The organism is Salana multivorans (assembly GCF_003751805.1).
Taxonomy (GTDB): domain Bacteria; phylum Actinomycetota; class Actinomycetes; order Actinomycetales; family Beutenbergiaceae; genus Salana; species Salana multivorans.
Window position 1 is genome coordinate 2,021,886 of record NZ_RKHQ01000001.1, and the last position, 20,156, is coordinate 2,042,041.

The window sequence follows — 20,156 nt, forward strand, 5'->3', positions numbered from 1 at the left end:
GACACAGACGACGACGAGGGACGAGCGGAGGAGGGGCCGGATGACCGTGCAGGTCCGCGGACGCGCGCCGTCCCACCGTTCGACGCGGCCGCGGTGGCGGTTCAGCCTCGTCAACCTCCTCGTCGCGCTGTTCACGCTCGCCGGACTGGGGGCGCTGGTCTACCCGCACGCCGCGGCCTGGGTCGCGCAGCACAACCAGTCGAACGTGATCGTCGACCAGGCGCGCGCCGACGCGATGAGCGGGTACGAGGAGGCGCAGCGTCAGCTCGCGGCGGCTCGCGCCTACAACCAGACCCTCGACGGTGCCGCGCGGTACGAGGCCGGCAGCAACGTCGCCGAGGGGACGGCCGACGGCGTGGGCGGGCTCGACTACGAGTCGCTGCTCGTCAACCCGGCCACCGGGATGATGGCGAGGCTCAAGGTCCCGGCGATCGGGCTCGACCTGCCCGTCTACCACGGCACGAGCGATGCGACGCTCCTCAGGGGCGTCGGCCACCTCGAGGGCACCGCACTCCCCGTCGGCGGCGACGGCACCCGCTCGGTCCTGACGGGCCACCGCGGGCTGGCCACGGCCACCATGTTCAGCAACCTCGACCGGATCGAGCTCGGCGACGTGATGGTCGTCGAGGTGTTCGGCGACGTCCTGACCTACGTCGTGGACGACATCCGCGTCATCGACCCCGACGAGACCACCGAGATCAGGCCGGTCCCCGGCCGCGACCTCCTGACGCTCGTGACGTGCACCCCCCTCGGCCTCAACACCCACCGCATCCTCGTCACGGGTGAGCGCACGTCCCCGACCCCGGCGGAGTACCTGGCGGACGCCGGCCGGCGCCCCGACGTCCCCGGCTTCCCGTGGTGGCTCGTGATCCTCGCGGGCGGCGTGGCCGCGACGGGGACCTGGTACTGGTCGTCGGGTCGCCCCGGTCGCGGTGCCGCCGTCACCGGGCGCCGCGACCGCCGGCCTCAGTAGTCGTAGAAGCCGCCGCGCTCGAGGGTGAGCACCGCCTCCTCGCGCGACGCGACGCCGAGCTTGCGGAAGATGGCGATGGCCTGGGACTTCACGGTGCTGGTCGAGACGCTCAGCTCGCGCGCGATCTGCGGGTAGCTCAGGGTGCCGCGCAGCAGGTGCGCGACCACCCGCTCCCGCTGCGACAGCACGGGCAGCAGGATGATCGGCGGGAGGGTCGGCGGCACCGCGGCCATCCGCGTCTGGATGTAGCGCAGCTGGGGGATGAGCCGGGGGCGCCGCCGCGCGATGAGCAGGCCGAGGGCTCGCAGGTCCTCCGGCGGCATGAGGAAGAGCGCGGCGACGGGGTCGATGCCGCCGGCGATCGTCATCGCCTCGACCGCGTCGTCGAGCGCAGCCCGGTGGTGGCCGAGGCGCAGGTTCGCGACGGCGCGACGCAGCAGCAGCGAGGTGTACGTCCACCAGCTGTGCTCGGCGCGGACCCGCAGGCACGGAGCTGTCGCCGTGAGGACGCAGCGGTACTCGCGCATCTGCAGGTAGGCCGACGCGCGCGCGTAGCCCGGGCAGATGAGGTGGTTGGCGCTGGGCGCGGTGTCGCGGAGCAGCGCGAGCGCCTGCTGGGGTGAGCCGCGCGCGATCAGGAGCATGCTGTGCATGATGTGGGCGAGGCCCCGGACGAGGCTCGGCCCGCTCGGCTGGATGGATCCCTGGAAGACGCGCTGGACGAGGCCGAGCGCGTCGTCCATCCGGTGGGCGTTGACGGCCTCGACCGTCCGGGCCAGCAGCAGGAGCGAGCGCGCCGACGGCTCGCGCTCGGCGAGGATCGCCAGGGCGGCCGTGATCCGCGAGCTCCGGGGGAGGTCGATGTCGGCGAAGGCCAGGAGCAGCCCGGCGACCGCCGACATGTAGTCCGTCTCGTCCGGGTCCCATCCCTCGAGCGCCCCGACGGCGGCCACCTCGCCGAGGTAGTGCTCCGCCACGTCGGGCTGCCCGTCGAGCGCGTAGGCGGCGGCGGCGCAGGCGAGGGCGCGAGCGCGCCAGCGCGGGTCGGCGGCGACCGTCGGGAGGTGGGCCAGCAGGCGCTGCGCGTGCATGACCGCCTCGACCGGGACCCCCGCCGCCAGGTAGGCCTCGGTGAGCGCGGCCTCCAGGGCGAGGCGGGTCTCGAGATCGAGGGTGAGGTCCCGCGGGTCGGGACCGGCGAGCCGCAGCTCGGTCGCGATCGCCAGCGCGGCCTCGACGTCGTTCGCGTCGTCGACGCGGACCCGCGCCATGATCACGCCGGCCGAGACCAGGCGCCGGTCGCCGTGGTCGAGCGCGGCGAGGGTCGCGAGGTCGGCGGCCCGCAGGGTGTCGAAGTCGCGCATCGACGGGTAGGTCCCGCCGCGCAGGGACGACTGGACCACCCGCACGGCGGCGCGCGCGAGTGACGCGAGGAAGTCGTCCCTCTGCCGGGGCCTCCCGGTTGCGGCTGCGGTGTCGCTTCGAGGTGTTGCCGGGGGAGGGGGAGAATCCAGAAGATGCGAGTCGAACGACACGAGGACCACCTCTAGCTGATCGGCCCCCCGCGACCGTGTCAGATTCTACAGGAGCGCGTCTCGATCGCGAGGGGAGATCGGTGAAGCTTCAATGACCGGTCCTCCGCGGTGCGCTCCGCCCGGCGTGGGCATCGCCACGCCGTCGGTCCAGCCCGGCCCGACCGGGTCCCGGCCGTGACCCGGCGCTGATCAGGCCCGTCGGAACAGGTCGGCCTCGAACCGGTAGGCGTCGCCCCGGTAGCGGTTGTGGCCGAGGAGGACCGGGGTGCCGTCGGCGGTGAACGCCACCTCGTCGCCGACGAGGATGGGTGCGTTCGGCGACATGTCGAGCAGGCGCGAGATCTCCGCGTCGGCGACCATCGCCATGAGCGTGTAGGCGCTGCGGTGGATCGTGATGTCGCAGGCGTCCTGGAGCACCTCGTAGAGCGAGGCGTCGGTGAGGTCGATCGTCAGCAGGGGAGCCGCGCGGTGCTCCGGCAGCACGACGACGTCGAAGCAGACGGGGGTCCCGTCCATCCCGCGCAACCGGTCGATCTGGATGACCGGGGACGCCGGCGCGACGCGCAGGCGCTCCGCCTCCGACATCGTGGCCGGCCGGACCTCCTGGCGCAGCACGGTCGCCGTGGGACGCAGGCCCCTGGCGCGGGCCATCTCCGTGAACGACTGCAGCGTGCTCGGCGCCTCTCCGAGCACGTGGCGCGGGACGAACCAGCCGCGCTGCGCCGATCGCTGCACGCGGCCCTCGGTCTCGAGGCGCCCCAGGGCGACCCGCAGCGTCGCGCGGCTGACGCCGAGCTGTGCCGCGAGGTCGCGCTCGCCCGGCAGCCGTGATCCGGAGGCGAGCCGGCCGACGTCGAGGTCGTGGAGGAGGGCGGCGTACGCGCGGTCCGCGGCTCCGGAGATCGTCATGGCGGAACCATACCAGTTGCACGACTTGGGCTAACCAGATGCTCTACTGGTCTAAAACTGGACTAACTGGGCTAATTGGGACTACCGTCTGGTCCGTCAGGTCAGTCGGCCTCGACACGCCCTGTCGGGACAGCCCAACGCGCACACCGGAGTGATGATGAAGGCACAGAAGAACCGTTCGATCCACCGCGTAGGAACCGTCGCATGTGCGGCCCTGGTCCTCGGCCTCGCCGCCTGCGCCCCCGGGGGCGGTGGCTCCGGCGCGACGACGTCGACGGCGCCGTCGGACGTCTCGACGGACGTCGCCGCCGCCGGCGACGTGACGCTCAAGCTCTCGGACTTCTGGAAGTCGGCCGAGGGCGAGTGGATCGACAACCGGATCGCGGCGTTCGAGGACCTGTACCCGAACGTGACGATCAAGCGGACCCAGGAGGAGTGGACGCAGCTCGTCTCGACGCTCAACCTGCAGCTGCAGGACGCCTCCGGGCCGGACATCGCGTCCGCGAACAACGGGTGGCAGTCCCTCGGCACGCTCGCCGAGGCCAACCTCGTGCTCAACCTCGACCCGTACGCCGAGCTCTACGGATGGAACGAGTCCGTCCCGAACACGATCGCGCGGCAGAACCAGTTCACGACGGACTTCTCCGCCATCGGCGAGGGCTCGTGGTTCGCGACGCCGGTGGCGCGCGCGACCCTCACGGGCCTGTACTACAACGTCGGGAAGCTCGAGGCGCTCGGCCTCGACGTCCCGACGACGCTCCCGGAGCTGGAGGCGGCCGCCGCCGCGGCCGCCGCGGCCGGTGAGGTGCCGTTCAGCTACAGCGGTCTCGACGGCAACACGGCCATGCTCTTCTCGCTCCAGGCGGTCTTCGGCACCGCGACGGACATCAACGACTTCATCTACGGTGACCCCGACGTCACGGCGGCGCAGTCCAAGCTGACCGAGGCGGCGGCCACGATGGTGACGTGGGCCGACAACGGCTGGCTCAGCCCCGACTTCGAGGGGCTCGACTCGCAGACGACGCTCGCCAGCTTCCTCGACGGCGACGGCGTCTTCCGGTTCGACTACACGGGGACCCTGGGGCTGACCGGCGACCAGCTCGACGAGTTCGGCTACATCCAGCTCCCGCAGGAGTCGGGTTCGGGCACCGTCGGCGTCGGGGCGGCACCGGCCGCGATGGTGATCGCCAGCAAGACCGAGCACCCGGACGTCGCCGCGGCGTTCCTCGACTTCCTGATGTCGGAGGAGTCCGCGCAGGCGGCCATCGATCTCGGCATGGTCCCGATGCTGCACAACGACCTGGACACCCCGTCCACCGGTCGCAGCCTCAACGAGGAGATCACCGCGGCCGCGTCGCTCAACGCCGACGACGGCTACGTCCCCTACTTCGACTGGTCCAGCCCCACGATGCTTGACACCGTCTCGCAGAACCTCCAGCTCATGCTGGCCGGCCGCGTGGCGCCCGAGGACCTCACCGCGGCGGTCGACGCCGACCGCGATGCGTTCCTCGCCCAGCTGGGGTCCTGAACCGATGTCGAACGCGGCCGCGACCGCCGCCCTTGCCGACGGGGCCACCGCGCACCCGTCGGCACGGGCCGGCGGCTCCCCCGCCGCGCGACGGCGGCGACGCATCGGCCTGCTCCTGGCCGCTCCCGGCCTGGCCGTCTACGCGGTCGTCGTGCTGTGGCCCCTTGTCCAGTCGATCCAGTACTCGTTCTACTCGTGGAACGGGACGTCCGCCTCCTCGACCTGGGTGGGGTTGCGGAACTACCTGAACTTCTTCACCGACCCGGTGCTGAGCGCCACGCTGGGCCACGTCCTGGTCCTGCTGATCTTCTTCTCGGCCATCCCGATCGCCCTCGGCCTGCTCGCGGCAGCCGTCATCACGCGGTCGCGGTCGAGGGGCGGGGCCGTCTTCCGGTGGATCTACTTCCTCCCGCAGGTGCTGACGAGCGTCGTCATCGCCCTCGTGTTCAAGCGGATGTACGCGCCGGAGGGGCCGGTGAACGAGACGCTGCGGGCGCTCGGCCTCGACGCGCTCACGCGCAACTGGCTCGGCGACTTCACCTGGGCGCTGCCGGCGCTGGGGCTGATCGGCACCTGGATCACGTTCGGCTTCTGCATGGTGCTCTTCATCTCGGGGGTCTCGGCGATCTCGCCCGAGCTGTACGAGGCGGCCCGCGTCGACGGCGCCGGGCCGGTCCGAGAGTTCTTCTCGGTCACGGTGCCGGGGCTGCGGGGTCAGCTCGCCGTGGCGATCACCCTGACCGTCACGGCCGCCCTGCGCACGTTCGACCTGGTCTGGATCACGACGAGGGGCGGGCCGGGGACCGCGACCCAGACCCCGGCGATCGCGCTGTACAAGGCGGCCTTCGTCAACCCTGACGTCGGGCAGGCGGCGGCGATCGGCGTGGTCATGGCGGTCCTGTGCCTCGTCATCGCCGTCGTCGTGACGCGCATCTCGGAGAGGGAGTGATCATGGGACGACGTGCCGAGAGGATCTGGAGCTACGCCATCCTCGGCGTGCTCGCGCTGGTCGTCCTCTGGCCGGTCGCGACGTTCGTCGCGGCCGCGCTCAGCCCCGACCGTGCCGGCCGACCCTCGACCGACCTTCGCTGGGACAACTTCGTCACGGCCTGGAACGACGCGAGCTTCTCCCGCTCGATGCTGGTCTCCTTCGCCATCACGGCGACCGTCGTCGTCCTCGCCGTGCTCCTCGCGGTCCTCAACGGGTACGCGTTCGGCGTGCTCGGGCTGGTCGGGGAGCGGGTGCTCTTCCCCGTCGTCCTGCTCGGGATGATGGTCTCGCTCGAGGCCATCATCGTCCCGCTCTACTACCAGTTCCGGGCGCTCGGGCTGACCGACTCCCTTCCCGGGGTCATCCTCATCCACGTCGGCATGGGGATCCCGTTCGGCGTCTTCTGGATGCGGGCGGCGTTCCGGACGCTGCCGCGCTCCGTCTTCGAGTCCGCCGAGATCGACGGCGCGAACCCCCTCCAGCTCCTGCGCTCGATCGCGGTCCCGATCGTGAAGCCGGCGATCTACACGCTCGTGCTGCTGACCTTCATGTGGACCTGGAACGACTACTTCCTCTCCCTCGTCTTCCTCCACGGGGACAACCTCACCGCGACGGTCGCCCTCGGCGTGTTCCAGGGGCGCTACGTCACCCAGATCAACCTCATGGCCGCCGGCGGGATCATCGTCGCCGCACCGGTCCTGATCCTCTACGTCGTCTTCCAGCGTCGATTCATCTCCGGAATGCTCAGCGGGGCAGTGAAGGAGTAGGCGATGGCGCACCGACACCTGTCCCTCCCCAAGGAGCTCCCATGTCCCTGACACCCGTCGTGCTGCCCGACGCCGATGCGGTCGGCGCCTCAGTCGCCGGCGTCGTCCTCCGACGCCTCGACGAGGCGGGCGACCGCCCGTTCCTGCTCGGCTGTCCCAGCGGACGCTCGGCGCTGCCGGTCTACCAGAGCCTGGCGCGAGCGGCCCGGACGGGCGCCGACCTGTCGAGTGTCGTCGTCGTCCTCATGGACGACTACCTGACGGGTGCCGATGACCACCCCGTCCGGGTCGACGTCGACCGGTCGTTCTCGTGCGTCGGGTTCGCCCAGCGGGAGATCCTCGCCCCGATCGAGCGCGCCTGCGCCTCGGCCGGGACGACGGCACCCACGGAGATCTGGGCACCGGACCCCGCCGACCCGGCGGCGTACGACGACCGGATCGCCGCGGCCGGCGGCATCGATCTCTTCCTGCTCGCATCGGGTGCGAGCGACGGCCACATCGCGTTCAACCAGCCGGGGACGCCGCGCGCGGCCGGGACCCACGTCGTGCGCCTCGGCGAGGCGACGCGCCGCGACAACATGGGGACCTTCCCGGAGTTCACGGAGCTCTCCATGGTGCCGACGCGCGGGGTCACCGTGGGGATCGACACCATCGCCTCGCTCTCCCGAGAGGTCGCGATGCTGGTCTGCGGGGAGCACAAGCGCGACGCGTTCCGGCGACTGGTCGCGGCGGACGGGTACGAGCCGGACTGGCCCGCGACCATCGTCGCCGAGTGCCGCGACGCCACCATCTACGCGGACCGAGCCGCCGCCTCGTCCTGGCCCTCGGCCAGCCTCCCGTCCTGACCTCCGTCCCCGTCCCACGAAAGGCACACCCAGAACATGGCACGCATCAAGCTCGTCTACATCGGCGGCGGCTCGTCCCGCGGCGCCGGCACCATCGCCTCGCTCCTGCACCACGGGGAGGAGTTCGACGGCTCCGAGGTCGTCATCCAGGACACGAACCCGGAGCGGCTGGCCGCGGTCGAGACGATCGGCAACCGCATCGCCCGCGCCAAGGGTCTCGACATCACCATCACCTCGACGACCGACCGGCGTGCGGCGCTCACGGACTGCGACGCCGTCCTCTCGAGCTTCCGGCCCGGTGACTTCGCGGCGCGCGCCCTCGACGAGCGGATCCCCCTCAAGCACGGTGTCATCGGCCAGGAGACGCAGGGCCCCGGCGGCTTCTTCATGGCGATGCGCTCGATCCACATCTACGAGGACATCGTGCGCGACCTCGACGAGGTCGCCCCGGGAGCGATCATCTTCAACTACACGAACCCGGTGAACATCGTCTCCCAGGCGGTCTCCCGCTTCACCGACCGCACGATCTGGTCGATGTGCGAGGGACCGATCACGTTCCCCCACACCGTCCTGCGCGCCGCCGGTCTCGACCCGGAGAAGGCCGATGTCGTCATGGCCGGCGTGAACCACAACTGCTGGTCGGTCTCGCACACCTACGAGGGCCGCGACCTCATGCCCCTGCTCGACGAGGCGTGGGAGGCGCGGCGCGACGACCCGACGCTGGACACCCACGCCTGGCGGATGCTCAAGCTCGCGGTGGCCATGAGGTCGGTCCCGAGCGACTACTTCGAGCACTACTACTTCGGCGAGGAGATGCTGCGCGAGCTCCGCGGACGCAGGACCACCCGGGCCGAGGACCTGCTGGCAGCCTTGCCGGGGTACTGGGAGCACTACGAGGAGCAGGCGGCGCAGGAGGTGCCGGAGCTGGACCCCGAGCGCTCCCGCGGGGGCATCCACGAGCTCGAGCTCGCCATCGACGTGATGAGCGCCCACTACAACGACACGGGTGCCCGCCTGCCGGTGAACCTGCCCAACGTCGGTGGTGCCCTGCCCGGGTTCGACCCGGACGTCGTCGTCGAGATGTGGTGCACGGTCGACGCGCGGGGAGTGCACCCCGAGCCGCAGCTCCCGCTGCCCCACGCCGTCCGCGGCCTGGTGCAGGAGCTTGCGGAGTACCAGTACCTCGCGGCCGAGGCGGCGTGGCGAGGCACGCGGGCCGACGGCATCCGCGCGCTCGTCGCGAACCCGCTCGTACCGACGCTCGCGGTCGCCGAGGAGCTCTACGACGAGATGGCGTACGCCCACCGCGCCTACCTGCCCGAGCGGCTGCTCAGGTGAGCACGGCGTCGGCCCGGAGCGGCTCGCTCCATCTCGCCGTCGACGCGGGCAACTCCAAGACGGTGGCGCTCCTCGTCGACGGCGGGGGACGCGTCCTCGGCCGGGGGCGCGCGGGCTGCGGGGACATCTACGGCGCCCCGAGCCCCGAGGATGCCCTGACGGCGGTCTTCCGCGCGGTCGACGACTCGCTGGCGGCGGCCGGGGTGCGCGACGCCGACCTCTCCTCGGCCGCCTTCCGGCTCGCCGGCGTCGACTACCCGGAGGACGAGGAGTACTGGACCGGGCATGTCCGCGAGCGGCTTCCCGGTCTCGGCCGGTTCTCGATGAAGAACGACGGCTACGCCTCGCTCCGGCTCATCGACGGCACGGGCGTCGGGGTCTCCATCACGGTCGGCACGGGCCCGGCGATCGCGGCCCGCTCCCGGGACGGCCGCGAGGAGTGCTCGGGGATGTTCGTGTTCGACCACCTCGGCGGTTCGGGTCTGGGAGCCGCCGCCATGGCGGCGGTGTGCCGTGCCTGGATGGGGCTGGCTCCGGCGACGGCACTGACGGAGTCCATGTGCCGGCTCTACGACGTCCCGGACGCCTGGGAGCTGCGGCACGCCTTCAGCCGACGGTTCGGGGCTCGCCCGGAGTCCGACCTCTGGCGCGCCGCGCGACTCGTCCTGGCCGCGGCGGACGAGGGGGACGAGGTCGCGCGGCGCATCGTCGGTGACCACGCCGCAGCGCTCGTGAGCTATGCGCGGTGGTGCGCGCGGCGGGTCGGCGAGGACGTCGCGAGCGGGCGGCTGCCCGTCCTGCTCAACGGCTCGGTGGCGACGTCGGAGCAGCCGGCGATGCGCGAGGCGCTGACGGCCGAGCTCGCGCGCGTCGCCCCCGCGGCGTCGGTGACGACCTCGCGGGGGTCCCCGCTCCTGGGGGCCGTCCTCGACGCGCTCGCCGAGGGTGGCGTCGATGTCGGGCCCGAGCTGCTGCTCCGGGTGCGGGACGACCACCCGAGCGACTTCCTGATGACCTGAGCCGGCCTCCGGCTCCCCTCCCTGCCCCACCCCCCGACCCGGCCGCGTCGACGATGCTCGCGGCCGACGACAGAGAAGGAGATCGATGTGACGCACGAGCAGACCACCGAGCTGGCGGTGACCGCGAGGATCCAGGAGTACGTCTCGACCGGGCCGGCCGAGCTCTTCGTGGAGCGTGCGGTGGACACGGAACGAACGCCGACGGCCGGCGCGACGCAGGTGCTGGTCGACACGACCGACCGCCACCAGACCATCGACGGGTTCGGGGCCTCCTTCACGGATGCGTCCGCCTACCTGGTCGACCGAGTGCTGCCCGAGGACGCGCGGGAACGAGCGATGACGGAGCTGTTCTGCCCGGCCCGCGGAATCGGTCTGTCGGTCGTGCGCAACCCGATGGGCTCGTCCGACTACTCCCGCACGGTCTACTCCTACGACGACCGGCCCGAGGGGACGACCGACCCCGAGCTGGAGCACTTCTCGATCGACCACGACCTCGAGAGCATCCTGCCGCTGACGCGCTGGGCCCTGGAGCTGAACCCCCGGCTGCAGGTGTTCGCGTCGCCGTGGAGCGCGCCGGGCTGGATGAAGACGACCGGGTCGATGGTCGGCGGCGAGCTGCTGCCGGAGCTCTACCCGACCTACGCCCAGTACTTCGTCCGGTTCGTCCAGGCGTGGGCGGAGCGGGGCGTGCCGATCACGGCGGTCTCGCCCCAGAACGAGCCGCTCTACGTCCCGGAGCACTACCCGGGGATGGGCATGACGGCGCTGGAGCAGATCGACTTCGTCCGCGAGCACCTCGCCCCCGCGTTCGCGGCGGCCGGGCTGACGACGAAGATCATGGGCTACGACCACAACTGGGACCGCCTGGACTACGCGTTCGACCTGCTCGACGAGGCGGCCGACGCGTTCGACGGGATCGCCTGGCACTGGTACGACGGTCGTGCGGTGAGCCAGTCCCGGGTCGGGCGGGACTACCCGGACAAGGAGATCCACTTCTTCGAGGGCTCGGGTGGGAGCTGGGTACCGGCGTTCGAGCCGGCCTTCTCCTACCTCATGGGCAACGGCATCGACATCCTCCGGCACGGCTCGCGGTCGATGATCCTGTGGAACCTCGCGCTCGACGAGAACAACGGGCCGACGATCCCGGGCTTCGGCGACAGCACGTGCCGCGGGCTGCTGCGCGTCGACCAGGGCGAGCGCACCTACGAGCTGACGCTCGACTACTGGGGTCTCGCCCACTTCTCCCGGTTCATCCGACCCGGCGCCGTGCGCGTCGGCTCCTCGGAGGCCGGGCCCGTCCGGAGCGTCGCGGCTCGCAACGAGGACGGCTCGGTCGTCGTCGTGCTCCTCAACGACGGGGACGAGCCGGTCGAGGTGGAGACGGTGGTCGACGCGTCGCCGGGCTCCGACCCCGTCGGTCGCGTCGTCAGCTCGCTCGGTCCGCGAGCAGCGGCGACGCTGGTCTTCTCGCCGGCCGCGCGCTAGGTCTCGAGGGGGCGCGGTCGGCGTCAGCGCTGGCCGCGCCCCCTCGATCGCGCCCTCTCGGCCTCACCCGCGGACGTCGAACCGCGCGCGGAGCAGGTCCCCGTCGCGCGACGAGCGGCCGACGAGCAGCTCGAACGCGCCGGGCTCCACGACGCGGCGGCCGTCGGCGTCGACGATCGTGCACTCGGCCACCGGGACGGACACGCGCACCCGCTCGGCCGACCCCGGCGCCACGACCACCCGGCGGAACGCCTTGAGCTCCTTGACCGCCCAGCTCACCGACGTCACGACGTCGTGCACGTAGACCTGCACGGTCTCGTGCGCGGGACGCGATCCCGTGTTGCGCACCGTCACCTCGGCCGTCACGGTGTCGTCCGGCCCGACCTCGCTGGTCTCCAGCGCGAGGTCGGTGTACTCGACGCTCGTGTACCCGATCCCCTCGCCGAACGCCCAGGCCGGCGCCTGCGTGAGGTCGGCGTAGCGCGACCCGTGCTGCCCGCGGATCTGGTTGTAGTACGTCGGCTGCTGGCCCGCGTGCCGCGCGAACGAGATCGGCAGCCGGCCGGACGGCTCGACGAGACCGAGCAGCAGCTCCGCGAGCGCACGCCCGCCGGCCATGCCAGGGTTCGCCGCCCAGACCACGGCCGCCGCGTCCCGCACGCACGGCGGCAGCACGTGCGGCTTCGAGGCGAGCAGCACGACGACGACCGGCCGCCCCGTCGCGACCATCGCCTCGAGGAGCGCGACCTGCCCGCCGAGCAGCTCCAGCGTCGCGGTCGAGCGGCCCTCGCCGACGACCTCGATCCGGTCCCCGACCACGGCGACGACGACGTCGGACGCCTCCGCCGCCGCGATCGCCTCGGCGAGGAGCGCGTCGTCCACCGCCGCCGGCTCGACGACGGGCGGGCGCGGCTGACCGTCCGGGAAGTGCGTGCCCTCCGGGTCGGGCTCGAGCGTGAGGATCTCGGCGCCGCGGGCGAACGCGATGCTCGACCCGGCCGGCGCGAGGTCGCGCAGCCCGTCGAGCACCGTCGTGATCATCTCCCGCGGCTGGCCGTCCAGCCAGCCGGCCTGCCCCGAGCCGCCGGCCCAGTCGCCGAGCTGGGTCTGGGCGTCGTCCGCGAGCGGGCCGACGACGGCGATCCGGACGGGGGCGTCGGTGCGCAGCGGGAGCGTCCCGTCGTTCTCCAGCAGCACGAGCGAGCGCCGCGCGACCTCGAGGTTGAGCTCGGCGTGCGCCGGGGCGCCGACGACCGCGCGCTGCCGCTCGGCGTCGGGCAGGCGCGGGTCCTCGAACAGCCCGAGCTCGAACTTGAGCGTGAGGATGCGCCGGACGGCGTCGTCGAACGCGTCCTCGGCCAGCAGCCCGAGCTCGACGGCCTCGAGCGCACCCTCGAAGAACAGCGGCGTCGTCATGACGAGGTCGTTCCCGGCGCGCACGGCCGCGGCCGCGGCGTGCGCGTGGTCGGGCTGCACCTGCTGCTCCCAGACCATCCGGCCGACGTTGTCCCAGTCCGTGACGAGGGTTCCCCGGTACCCCCACTCGCCGCGGAGCACCTCCGACAGCAGCCAGTGGTTCACCGTGATCGGCACCCCGTCCATGCTCTGGTAGCCGAGCATGAACGTCCGGCACCCCTCGCGCGCCACCCGCTCGAACGGCGGGAGGAACCACGAGCGCAGCTTGCGGCGGGAGATGTCCGCCTCGGACGCGTCGCGGCCGCCCTGCGTCTCGGAGTAGCCGGCGAAGTGCTTGGCCGTCGCGAGGATCGCGGTGGGATCGGTGAGCCCGTCGCCCTGGTAGCCGCGCACCATGGCGGCGGCGAGCTCGCCGATGAGCAGCGGGTCCTCGCCGAACGTCTCGCTCACCCGCCCCCAGCGCAGGTCCCGCGCGATGCACAGGACGGGGGAGAACGTCCAGTGGATGCCGGTCGCGGCGACCTCGACGGCCGTCGCGCGCGCCACCAGCTCGAGCAGGTCCGGGTCCCAGGACGCCGCCATCCCGAGCTGCGTCGGGTAGATCGTCGCGCCGGGCCAGAACGAGTGCCCGTGGATGCAGTCCTCGCCGACGAGCAGGGGGATCCGCAGCCGGGTCCGGGACGTCAGCTCGTTCGCGACGAGCAGCCGCTCCGGGGAGGTGTGCAGGATCGACCCGACCTGGCGGCGCAGCACGTGGTCGGCGAGGTCGTCGCGCGCGTCGAGCTGGAGCATCTGCCCGACCTTCTCCGCCAGCGTCATGCGGGCCAGGAGGTCCTCGACGCGGTCGGCGACGGGCAGGGACGGGTCGCGGAAAGCTGGTTCGGTCATCGTGTCGGGCCTCCCGACCCCGCGGTGGTCGCGTCGGCGGTGGCCTCGGTGGCCTCGTCGGTGGTGGCCTCGGTGGTCGCCTCAGCGGTCGCGGCCAGCTCGGGGCGGATCGCGGTCACGGGGTCGTTCACGTCGAGCCCCTTCTTCTTCATGGCACGCGCCCGCTCGCCGGCCGAGCGCAGCCGCGGGTTGACGTACTCGTCGATGCCGAAGTTGATGAGCGAGAGCGCGACGCCGATGGCGGCGATGCACAGGCCGGGCGGCAGGTACCACCACCACTGGTTCTGCCGGAACGCCCCCTGCGCCGAGGCCCAGTTGAGGATCGTGCCCCAGTTGTACGTCGTCACCGGGATGACGCCGATGTAGGACAGCGTGGTGAGGCCGAGGATGGCGGCCGTCACCGTCCCGACGAAGCTCGCGGCGATGAGGGCCATGAGGTTCGGCAGCATCTCGATCGTGATGATCCGGCGCAGCGGCTCCCCGTTGGCGCGGGCCGCCTGGACGAAGTCGCGGTTGCGCAGCGACATCGTCTGCGCCCGCAGCACCCGCGCGCCCCACGCCCAGCCCGTGAGCCCGAGGACGGCCGCGATCAGGACGATCGGCGGGTCCTCGAACTGCGAGGCGACGATGATGATGAGCGGGAGGCCGGGGATCACGAGGAAGACGTTCGTCAGCGCCGACAGCGCCTCGCTCTTCCACCCGGTGAGGTAGCCGGCGACGACGCCGACGGTCAGCGCGATGATCGTCGCGATGATCGCGGCGAGGAAGCCGACGACGATGACGCCGCGCGTCCCGTGGATGACCTGGCTCAGGACGTCCTCGCCGATGTGCGTCGTGCCCAGCAGGTGCTCGGCCGACGGCGGCTGGAGCCGCGCGGTCGGGTCGACCTTGGTCGGTGGGTAGGGCGCGAGCACGTCGGCGAAGATCGCGACGAGCACGAAGAACCCGAGGATCGCCAGGCCCGTGAGCGACTTGGCGTTGCGGAACATCGCGAAGGACGAGGCCAGGGCGGCCCCGAACGAGCGGGGGGCGCGGTGGTGCGTCGCGTCGGCCTCCCCGGGCTGAACACTGGTCTGGTTCGCTGGAGCTGTCATCGCTCAGGCCTCCGTCTGGCGCGTGCGCGGGTCGAGGAACGCGTAGGCGACGTCGGCGAGGATGTTCGCGACGAGCACCGAGAGCGTGATGACGAGGAACACGCCCTGCATCAGCGCGTAGTCCTTCGCGTTGGTCGCGTCGAGCAGCAGCTTTCCGACGCCGGGGTAGCTGAAGACCATCTCCATGACGATCGTCCCGCCGACGATGAAGCCGATCGACAGCGCGAAGCTCTGGATCTGCGGCAGCACGGCGTTGCGGGCGGCGTAGCGCCACAGCACGCGGCGGTTGGGCATGCCCTTGGCCTGCGCGACGGTGATGTAGTCCTCGTCGAGCACGGTGAGCATCATGTTGCGCATGCCGAGCATCCAGCCGCCGAGCGAGGCGATGACGATCGTCGCGGCCGGCAGCGTGCCGTGGTGGATGACCTGGCCGATGAACTCCAGCGACCACTCCGGCTTCATCCCGACGCCGTAGGCCTTGCCGATCGGGAACCAGCCGAGGTTGACCGAGAACAGCGCGATCGCGAGCAGGCCGAGCCAGAAGTAGGGGATCGTGCCGAGGAAGGTCGTGATCGGGATGAGCGCGTCCAGCCGGCTCCCGCGCCGCCAGCCGACGACGGCTCCGCCGACCGTTCCGATCGTGAACGACACGATCGTCGCGAAGCCGACGAGGCCCACCGTCCACGGGAGCGCCTGCCCGATGACCTCGGTGACCGGCCGCAGGCCGTGCAGCAGCGACACCCCGAGGTCGCCGCGCAGCAGCAGGCCGAGGTAGTCGACGTACTGCTGGAGCAGCGACTTGTCGGTGTCCAGCCCGAGCAGCGAGCGCAGCGCGTCGGCCGCCTCGGGGGTGACGTTGCGGTTGCGCGAGAGGTAGGAGGTGACGGCGTCGCCCTTCATCATCCGGGGGAGGAAGAAGTTGATGGTGACGGCGGCCCACAGCGTGAACAGGTAGAAGGCGGCGCGACCGCCGAGGAAGCGCCACGGGATGCGCGACCGGCCCTTGACGACGGCGGTCGCGGTCGTGCCGACCTCGCGGGCCTCGACCTCGGGGCCGAGCTGGGGCTGGACGACGCTCACTGCGCACCTCCGTGGTCGCGGGACGCCGAGGCGAAGTGCTTCTCGGGATCGGGGGACGCTGCGCGCAGCTCCCGGGTGTAGGGGTCCTGGGGATGGAGGATGACGTCGTCGGCCGGCCCGTGCTCGACGACGCGGCCCTGGTTGAGCACGAGGATCTCGTCGCTGAAGTGCCGGGCGGTCGCGAGGTCGTGGGTGATGTAGAGGACGCCGAGGCCCTCCTCGCGCTGCAGGTCGGCCAGGAGGTTCAGCACGCCGAGGCGGATGGACACGTCGAGCATCGACACGGGCTCGTCGGCGACGAGGAGCCTGGGCCGCGACGCGAGGGCGCGGGCGATGGCGACGCGCTGGCGCTGGCCGCCCGAGAGCTCGTGCGGGCGACGGTCGATGACCGCGTCGGGCTCGAGGCGGACCCGCTCGAGCAGGCGCCGCACCTCGTCCTCGGTCTCCTCGCGCGGGACGACGTGGTCCAGGCGGAGCGGACGCTCGACGTGGTGCCGGATCGAGTGGTACGGGTTGAGCGAGGCGAACGGGTCCTGGAAGACCATCCGGAGCTGCTGGCGGTAGGTGCGCAGACCCCGGCCGTGGCGCGGGATCGGCGTGCCGTCGAGCAGCACCTCGCCGTGCGTCGGCCGCTCGAGCTGGGTGAGGATCTTCGCGATCGTCGACTTGCCGCTGCCGGACTGGCCGACGAGCCCGATCGTGCGGCCCGACTCGAGCGTGAAGCTGACGTCGTCGAGCGCCTTGATCTGGCCGGCGCCGCGGACGTTGTAGATCTTGGTGACGTGGCGGACGTCCAGGACGGTCATCGTGCCACCACCCCCTTGTCTCCGGTCAGCCGCGGGAACGAGGACAGCAGCGTCCTCGTGTAGTCGTCGCGGGGGTCGGTCCAGATGTTCTCGGCGGTGTCGAGCTCGACGATCTCGCCCTCGCGCATGATCGCGATCCGGTCGCTGATCTCCAGCAGCAGGGGCAGGTCGTGAGTGATGAAGACGACCGAGAAGCCGAACTCGTGGCGCAGCTGGGAGATCTGCCGGAGGATCTCCCGCTGGACGAGGACGTCGAGCGCCGTCGTCGGCTCGTCCATCACCATGAGCTGGGGTCGCAGCGCGAGGGCCATCGCGATCATGACGCGCTGGCGCATGCCGCCCGAGAGCTCGTGCGGGTAGGACCGGCCGCGCTGCGCGCCGACCCTGACGATCTCCAGCAGCTCCGCGACCCGCGCTCGGCGCTCGCGCCGGGTGAGCGACGGGCGGTGGATCTCGAACACGTCCTCGAGCTGCGCGCCGATGGTGGCGACGGGGTTGAGCGCGTTCATCGCGCCCTGGAAGACCATCGAGATCTTGTCCCAGCGGAACCGGCGCATCTGCTCCGGGTCGAGGGCGTTGACGTCGATGTCCTCGCCGCTCGCGTCGTGGAAGACGACGGAGCCGCTGGTGATGACCGCGGGCGCCTTCAGCAGGCGCTGCACGCCGTAGGCGAGGGTCGTCTTGCCGCAGCCGCTCTCGCCCGCGAGCCCGAGGATCTCGCCGCGCTGGAGCTCGAGGGTCACGTCCGTGACGGCCCGCACGGGCGGGTCGACGTCGTACACGACGGAGAAGCCGCGCACGCTCAGCAGTGGGTCTGACATGGGGAAGCCCTTCGTCGGTCGGCGAGCCGGGTGGGCTGGCGCGACCGCGCCAGCCCACCCGGCCCGAGGCGTCACTCGGCCGGCTGCAGCTTCGTCAGGATCTGGACGATCGACTGCTGGGTCGGGTCGGCCGACGCGTACGGGTCGTCGGCGCTCGGCCACCCGACGTAGTTGCGCGTGTTGTACTCGCCGAGCAGCGGGTGCGCGCCCAGCGGGATCGCCGGGACGTTCTCGGCGAACGCCTTCTCCAGCACCGTGACGGCGGCCGTGCGCGCCGCGTCGTCGGAGGCGTTGGCGTAGGTGTGCAGGGCCTCGGTCACCGCCGGGTCGTCGAACCGGCCGAAGTTGAACTGGGCCTTGTCGTCGACGATCCACTTGGGGTCCATCGTGGAGGTGTAGAGGCCGTAGGCGTTGCCCGTGTCCTCGAGCCAGTGGATGATCGCCTGGAAGGTGCCCTCCTGGCGCGCCGCGTCCCAGCCGCCCCAGTCGGGCTGGTCGACCTTGACCTCGATGCCGAGGCCCTCGTTCAGCTCCTCGGCGATGAGTGCCTGCTCGGTGTTCCAGTCGCTCCAGCCCGCGGGGACCGAGATCGAGAAGGACACGGCCGTGCCCTCCGGGTCGAGCAGCTTGCCGCTGCCGTCCCAGGTGTACCCGGCGTCGGTGAGGATCTGCCGGGCCTTGTCGATGTCGACGGAGTAGTCCTTGCCCTTGAACTCGGGCTGGATCTCGTCCTCCAGCAGCGAGCCGAGGCCGGTCTCGTTCCAGATCACCTCGCTCGCGCCCTCGCGAGCGATGTCGACGTAGGCCTGGCGGTCGATGGTCCACGCCAGGGCCTGACGCAGGGCGAGGTCGTCGAACGGCTTCGTCTGCAGGTTGAAGAACACCGTGGCGGCGCCGGCGGTCGGCGCGGCCCAGAAGTGGTTGGCCTCGTCGGCGGCCAGGTAGCTCGACTCGATCTGCGGGATGAACGCCTGCGCCCAGTCCGCCTCGCCGGAGACCAGCGCCGTGGTGAGCGCCGCGTTGTCGCCGTAGGAGACGTAGTGCAGCTCGGGCACGGCCAGGTCGCCGCCCCAGTAGTTCTCGTTGGCCTTGAGCGTCACCGACTCGGTCGACCAGTTGTCGAGGACGTAGGGGCCGGTGCCGACGAGCAGGCCCTCGTCCGTCAGCGGGTCGGTGTTCGGGTCGGCGATGTTCTCCCAGATGTGCTTGGGCACGATCGGGATGTGCAGCACGCGGGCCTGGGCGGTGTACTTCGAGTCGGCGAACGTCAGGGTGATCGCGTCGCCGTCGACGGTCGCGCCCTCGTAGTTCAGGCCCGCCGTGTCGGTGAGCTTGCCGGTGAGGTACTGGTCGAACGTGAAGACGATGTCGTCGGCCGTGAAGTCCGTCCCGTCGCTCCACTGGACGCCCGAGCGCGGGACGACCGTGACGGCCGTGTAGTCGTCGTTCCACTCGACCGACTCGGCCAGCCACGGCGTCGTGCCGAGGTCGCCGGTCTGGTTGACGAGGGCGAGGGTCTCGAAGATGACCTTGCCGTAGCCGTACTTCGACGCGGACGAGTCGCCGAGGTAGGGGTTGTGCGACTCGGTCGTGATGGCCCCGTCCGGCTTGGCGATCGTGAGGGAGGCGCCCGTGGCGGCTCCGCTGCCGCCGTCGGTCGAGGTGCCTCCGGACGAGCCGTCGCCGCCGTTGCCCGACGTGTCGCCGGACGAGCAGGCGGCCAGTGCCGAGGCGCCGAGTGCGGTGATCGCGCAGGCCGCGATCAGTGACTTCCTGAGCTTCATTGCTTCTCCTTGCAGGCGGGTCGGTGGGTGCGGCTGCCGTCGGGCGACCCTGACGCGACGGCTACTTACTATCGAGAAAGTAAGTTGCCGGCGAGGTTACCATGGAGTAAGTGACGGTGCCCGCGAAGGGAAGCAGTGATGGAGAGCTCGACCGAGGTCGCCCCGGTGGCGACCGAGGAGACGGCAGCGCCCCCCGGGGCTCCGGCGACCGCGCCCGCCGCCGGGGCGCGCGGGCCGGCCGGACGCGTCGGCGTCCGACCCGAGACGCGCGCCAGGCGTGAGCGGATCCTGCGGGCGGCGGTCGAGACGTTCGGCAACAAGGGCTACACCAACGGCACGCTCGCCGACATCGCCGAGCAGGTGGGGATGACCCACGCCGGGGTGCTGCACCACTTCGGGTCCAAGCAGAAGCTCCTGCTCGAGGTGATCTCCTACCGTGACCAGGCGGATCTCGCCGACGTCGGGACGGACCACATGCCCGGCGGGCCGGAGCTGTTCCTCCACCTCGTCAAGACGGCGTTCGCCAACGCGCGCCGGCCCGGCATCGTCCAGGTCTTCACGGTCCTGACCGGCGAGTCGGTGACCGACGACCACCCGGCTCGCTCCTACTTCCAGCGGCGCTACGAGATCCTGCGCAGGGACGTGACGGAGGCGTTCGACGAGCTCTGCGCGCAGGAGGGCGTCACTGACCGCGCGAGCATCGCCGCCGGTGCCGCGTCGATCCTCGCGGTCATGGACGGGCTCCAGCTCCAGTGGCTGCTCGACCCCGAGGCCGTCGAGCTGGGTGAGGCGTCCGAGTTCGCGATCCGGGCGATCGTCAACGGGGTGGTGCGGCCGGGACCGGCCCTCGAGGACTACGTGCGCGCCTGAGGCGGTG

General features: G+C 71.6%; 17 protein-coding genes. 9 read left to right on the forward strand and 8 right to left on the reverse strand.

Annotated elements, in window-relative coordinates:
- The first annotated feature begins 40 nt into the window (after positions 1-40).
- Positions 41-973 (forward strand): class C sortase, encoded by a 933-nt coding sequence (locus tag EDD28_RS08660; protein ID WP_123739241.1) that lies wholly within the window; start codon positions 41-43, stop codon positions 971-973.
- On the opposite strand, the gene EDD28_RS08665 is transcribed toward EDD28_RS08660, so the two are convergent.
- Together EDD28_RS08665 and EDD28_RS08670 are read right to left on the reverse strand one after the other, a co-directional pair.
- Positions 967-2,376, reverse strand: coding sequence for a helix-turn-helix transcriptional regulator (locus EDD28_RS08665; protein WP_123739242.1), 1,410 nt, complete (start codon positions 2,374-2,376; stop codon positions 967-969). The two genes, EDD28_RS08660 and EDD28_RS08665, sit on opposite strands and share 7 nt — an antisense overlap.
- Positions 2,377-2,697: 321 nt before the next feature.
- Complete coding sequence (locus tag EDD28_RS08670; RefSeq protein WP_123739243.1) at positions 2,698-3,417, reverse strand: GntR family transcriptional regulator; 720 nt, start codon at positions 3,415-3,417, stop codon at positions 2,698-2,700.
- Positions 3,418-3,574: 157 nt separating this feature from the next.
- On the opposite strand from EDD28_RS08670, the gene EDD28_RS08675 reads away from it, so the two are divergent.
- The 7 genes from EDD28_RS08675 (at position 3,575) to EDD28_RS08705 (ending at position 11,390) form a co-directional block, all read left to right on the forward strand.
- Entirely contained in the window at positions 3,575-4,945 is a 1,371-nt protein-coding gene (locus tag EDD28_RS08675) for an ABC transporter substrate-binding protein (RefSeq protein ID WP_170169406.1), read from the forward strand.
- A 4-nt stretch (positions 4,946-4,949) separates the two neighbouring features.
- Positions 4,950-5,894, forward strand: a complete 945-nt coding sequence (locus tag EDD28_RS08680) for a carbohydrate ABC transporter permease (protein ID WP_123739245.1) — start codon at positions 4,950-4,952, stop codon at positions 5,892-5,894.
- A 2-nt stretch (positions 5,895-5,896) separates the two neighbouring features.
- On the forward strand, positions 5,897-6,703 hold the full coding sequence (locus tag EDD28_RS08685; protein ID WP_123739246.1) for a carbohydrate ABC transporter permease: 807 nt from the start codon (positions 5,897-5,899) through the stop codon (positions 6,701-6,703).
- Positions 6,704-6,744: 41 nt separating this feature from the next.
- On the forward strand, positions 6,745-7,548 hold the full coding sequence (locus EDD28_RS08690; protein WP_123739247.1) for a 6-phosphogluconolactonase: 804 nt from the start codon (positions 6,745-6,747) through the stop codon (positions 7,546-7,548).
- A 36-nt stretch (positions 7,549-7,584) separates the two neighbouring features.
- On the forward strand, positions 7,585-8,886 hold the full coding sequence (locus EDD28_RS08695; RefSeq protein WP_123739248.1) for a family 4 glycosyl hydrolase: 1,302 nt from the start codon (positions 7,585-7,587) through the stop codon (positions 8,884-8,886).
- Positions 8,883-9,905, forward strand: coding sequence for a BadF/BadG/BcrA/BcrD ATPase family protein (locus EDD28_RS08700; protein ID WP_123739249.1), 1,023 nt, complete (start codon positions 8,883-8,885; stop codon positions 9,903-9,905). The genes EDD28_RS08695 and EDD28_RS08700 overlap by 4 nt, the downstream gene beginning before the upstream one ends.
- A gap of 87 nt (positions 9,906-9,992) precedes the next feature.
- Entirely contained in the window at positions 9,993-11,390 is a 1,398-nt protein-coding gene (locus EDD28_RS08705) for a glycoside hydrolase family 30 protein (protein ID WP_123739250.1), read from the forward strand.
- A 63-nt stretch (positions 11,391-11,453) separates the two neighbouring features.
- Here the strand turns inward: EDD28_RS08705 and EDD28_RS08710 are convergent, their stop codons facing one another.
- The 6 genes from EDD28_RS08710 to EDD28_RS08735 form a co-directional block, all read right to left on the reverse strand.
- Positions 11,454-13,694: an exo-beta-d-1,3/1,6-glucosidase gene (locus tag EDD28_RS08710; protein ID WP_123739251.1), complete on the reverse strand. Its 2,241-nt coding sequence runs from the start codon at positions 13,692-13,694 to the stop codon at positions 11,454-11,456.
- Entirely contained in the window at positions 13,691-14,788 is a 1,098-nt protein-coding gene (locus tag EDD28_RS08715) for an ABC transporter permease (RefSeq protein ID WP_123739252.1), read from the reverse strand. The genes EDD28_RS08710 and EDD28_RS08715 overlap by 4 nt, the downstream gene beginning before the upstream one ends.
- A 3-nt stretch (positions 14,789-14,791) precedes the next feature.
- A complete protein-coding gene (locus tag EDD28_RS08720) occupies positions 14,792-15,868 on the reverse strand; it encodes an ABC transporter permease (protein WP_123739253.1) in 1,077 nt (358 codons plus the stop codon).
- Positions 15,865-16,674 (reverse strand): ABC transporter ATP-binding protein, encoded by an 810-nt coding sequence (locus EDD28_RS08725; RefSeq protein ID WP_123739254.1) that lies wholly within the window; start codon positions 16,672-16,674, stop codon positions 15,865-15,867. Before EDD28_RS08725 ends, EDD28_RS08720 begins: the two co-directional genes overlap by 4 nt.
- On the reverse strand, positions 16,671-17,495 hold the full coding sequence (locus tag EDD28_RS08730; protein WP_123739255.1) for an ABC transporter ATP-binding protein: 825 nt from the start codon (positions 17,493-17,495) through the stop codon (positions 16,671-16,673). Before EDD28_RS08730 ends, EDD28_RS08725 begins: the two co-directional genes overlap by 4 nt.
- A 71-nt stretch (positions 17,496-17,566) precedes the next feature.
- Positions 17,567-19,279: an ABC transporter substrate-binding protein gene (locus EDD28_RS08735; RefSeq protein ID WP_123739256.1), complete on the reverse strand. Its 1,713-nt coding sequence runs from the start codon at positions 19,277-19,279 to the stop codon at positions 17,567-17,569.
- 138 nt (positions 19,280-19,417) lie between these two features.
- Here EDD28_RS08735 and EDD28_RS08740 point away from each other — a divergent pair, with 138 nt between their 5' ends.
- A complete protein-coding gene (locus EDD28_RS08740; RefSeq protein WP_123739257.1) occupies positions 19,418-20,149 on the forward strand; it encodes a TetR/AcrR family transcriptional regulator in 732 nt (243 codons plus the stop codon).
- The last annotated feature ends 7 nt before the right edge of the window (positions 20,150-20,156 follow it).

Bases quoted from the DNA above. Each gene is read 5' to 3' on its own strand.
- EDD28_RS08725 (WP_123739254.1), bottom strand. From the start codon at position 16,674: ATGACCGTCCTGGACGTCCGCCACGTCACCAAGATCTACAACGTCCGC.
- EDD28_RS08670 (WP_123739243.1), bottom strand. From the start codon at position 3,417: ATGACGATCTCCGGAGCCGCGGACCGCGCGTACGCCGCCCTCCTCCAC.
- EDD28_RS08660 (WP_123739241.1), top strand. From the start codon at position 41: ATGACCGTGCAGGTCCGCGGACGCGCGCCGTCCCACCGTTCGACGCGG.
- EDD28_RS08695 (WP_123739248.1), top strand. From the start codon at position 7,585: ATGGCACGCATCAAGCTCGTCTACATCGGCGGCGGCTCGTCCCGCGGC.
- EDD28_RS08730 (WP_123739255.1), bottom strand. From the start codon at position 17,495: ATGTCAGACCCACTGCTGAGCGTGCGCGGCTTCTCCGTCGTGTACGAC.
- EDD28_RS08710 (WP_123739251.1), bottom strand. From the start codon at position 13,694: ATGACCGAACCAGCTTTCCGCGACCCGTCCCTGCCCGTCGCCGACCGC.
- EDD28_RS08680 (WP_123739245.1), top strand. From the start codon at position 4,950: ATGTCGAACGCGGCCGCGACCGCCGCCCTTGCCGACGGGGCCACCGCG.
- EDD28_RS08675 (WP_170169406.1), top strand. From the start codon at position 3,575: ATGAAGGCACAGAAGAACCGTTCGATCCACCGCGTAGGAACCGTCGCA.
- EDD28_RS08740 (WP_123739257.1), top strand. From the start codon at position 19,418: ATGGAGAGCTCGACCGAGGTCGCCCCGGTGGCGACCGAGGAGACGGCA.
- EDD28_RS08735 (WP_123739256.1), bottom strand. From the start codon at position 19,279: ATGAAGCTCAGGAAGTCACTGATCGCGGCCTGCGCGATCACCGCACTC.
- EDD28_RS08715 (WP_123739252.1), bottom strand. From the start codon at position 14,788: ATGACAGCTCCAGCGAACCAGACCAGTGTTCAGCCCGGGGAGGCCGAC.
- EDD28_RS08690 (WP_123739247.1), top strand. From the start codon at position 6,745: ATGTCCCTGACACCCGTCGTGCTGCCCGACGCCGATGCGGTCGGCGCC.
- EDD28_RS08685 (WP_123739246.1), top strand. From the start codon at position 5,897: ATGGGACGACGTGCCGAGAGGATCTGGAGCTACGCCATCCTCGGCGTG.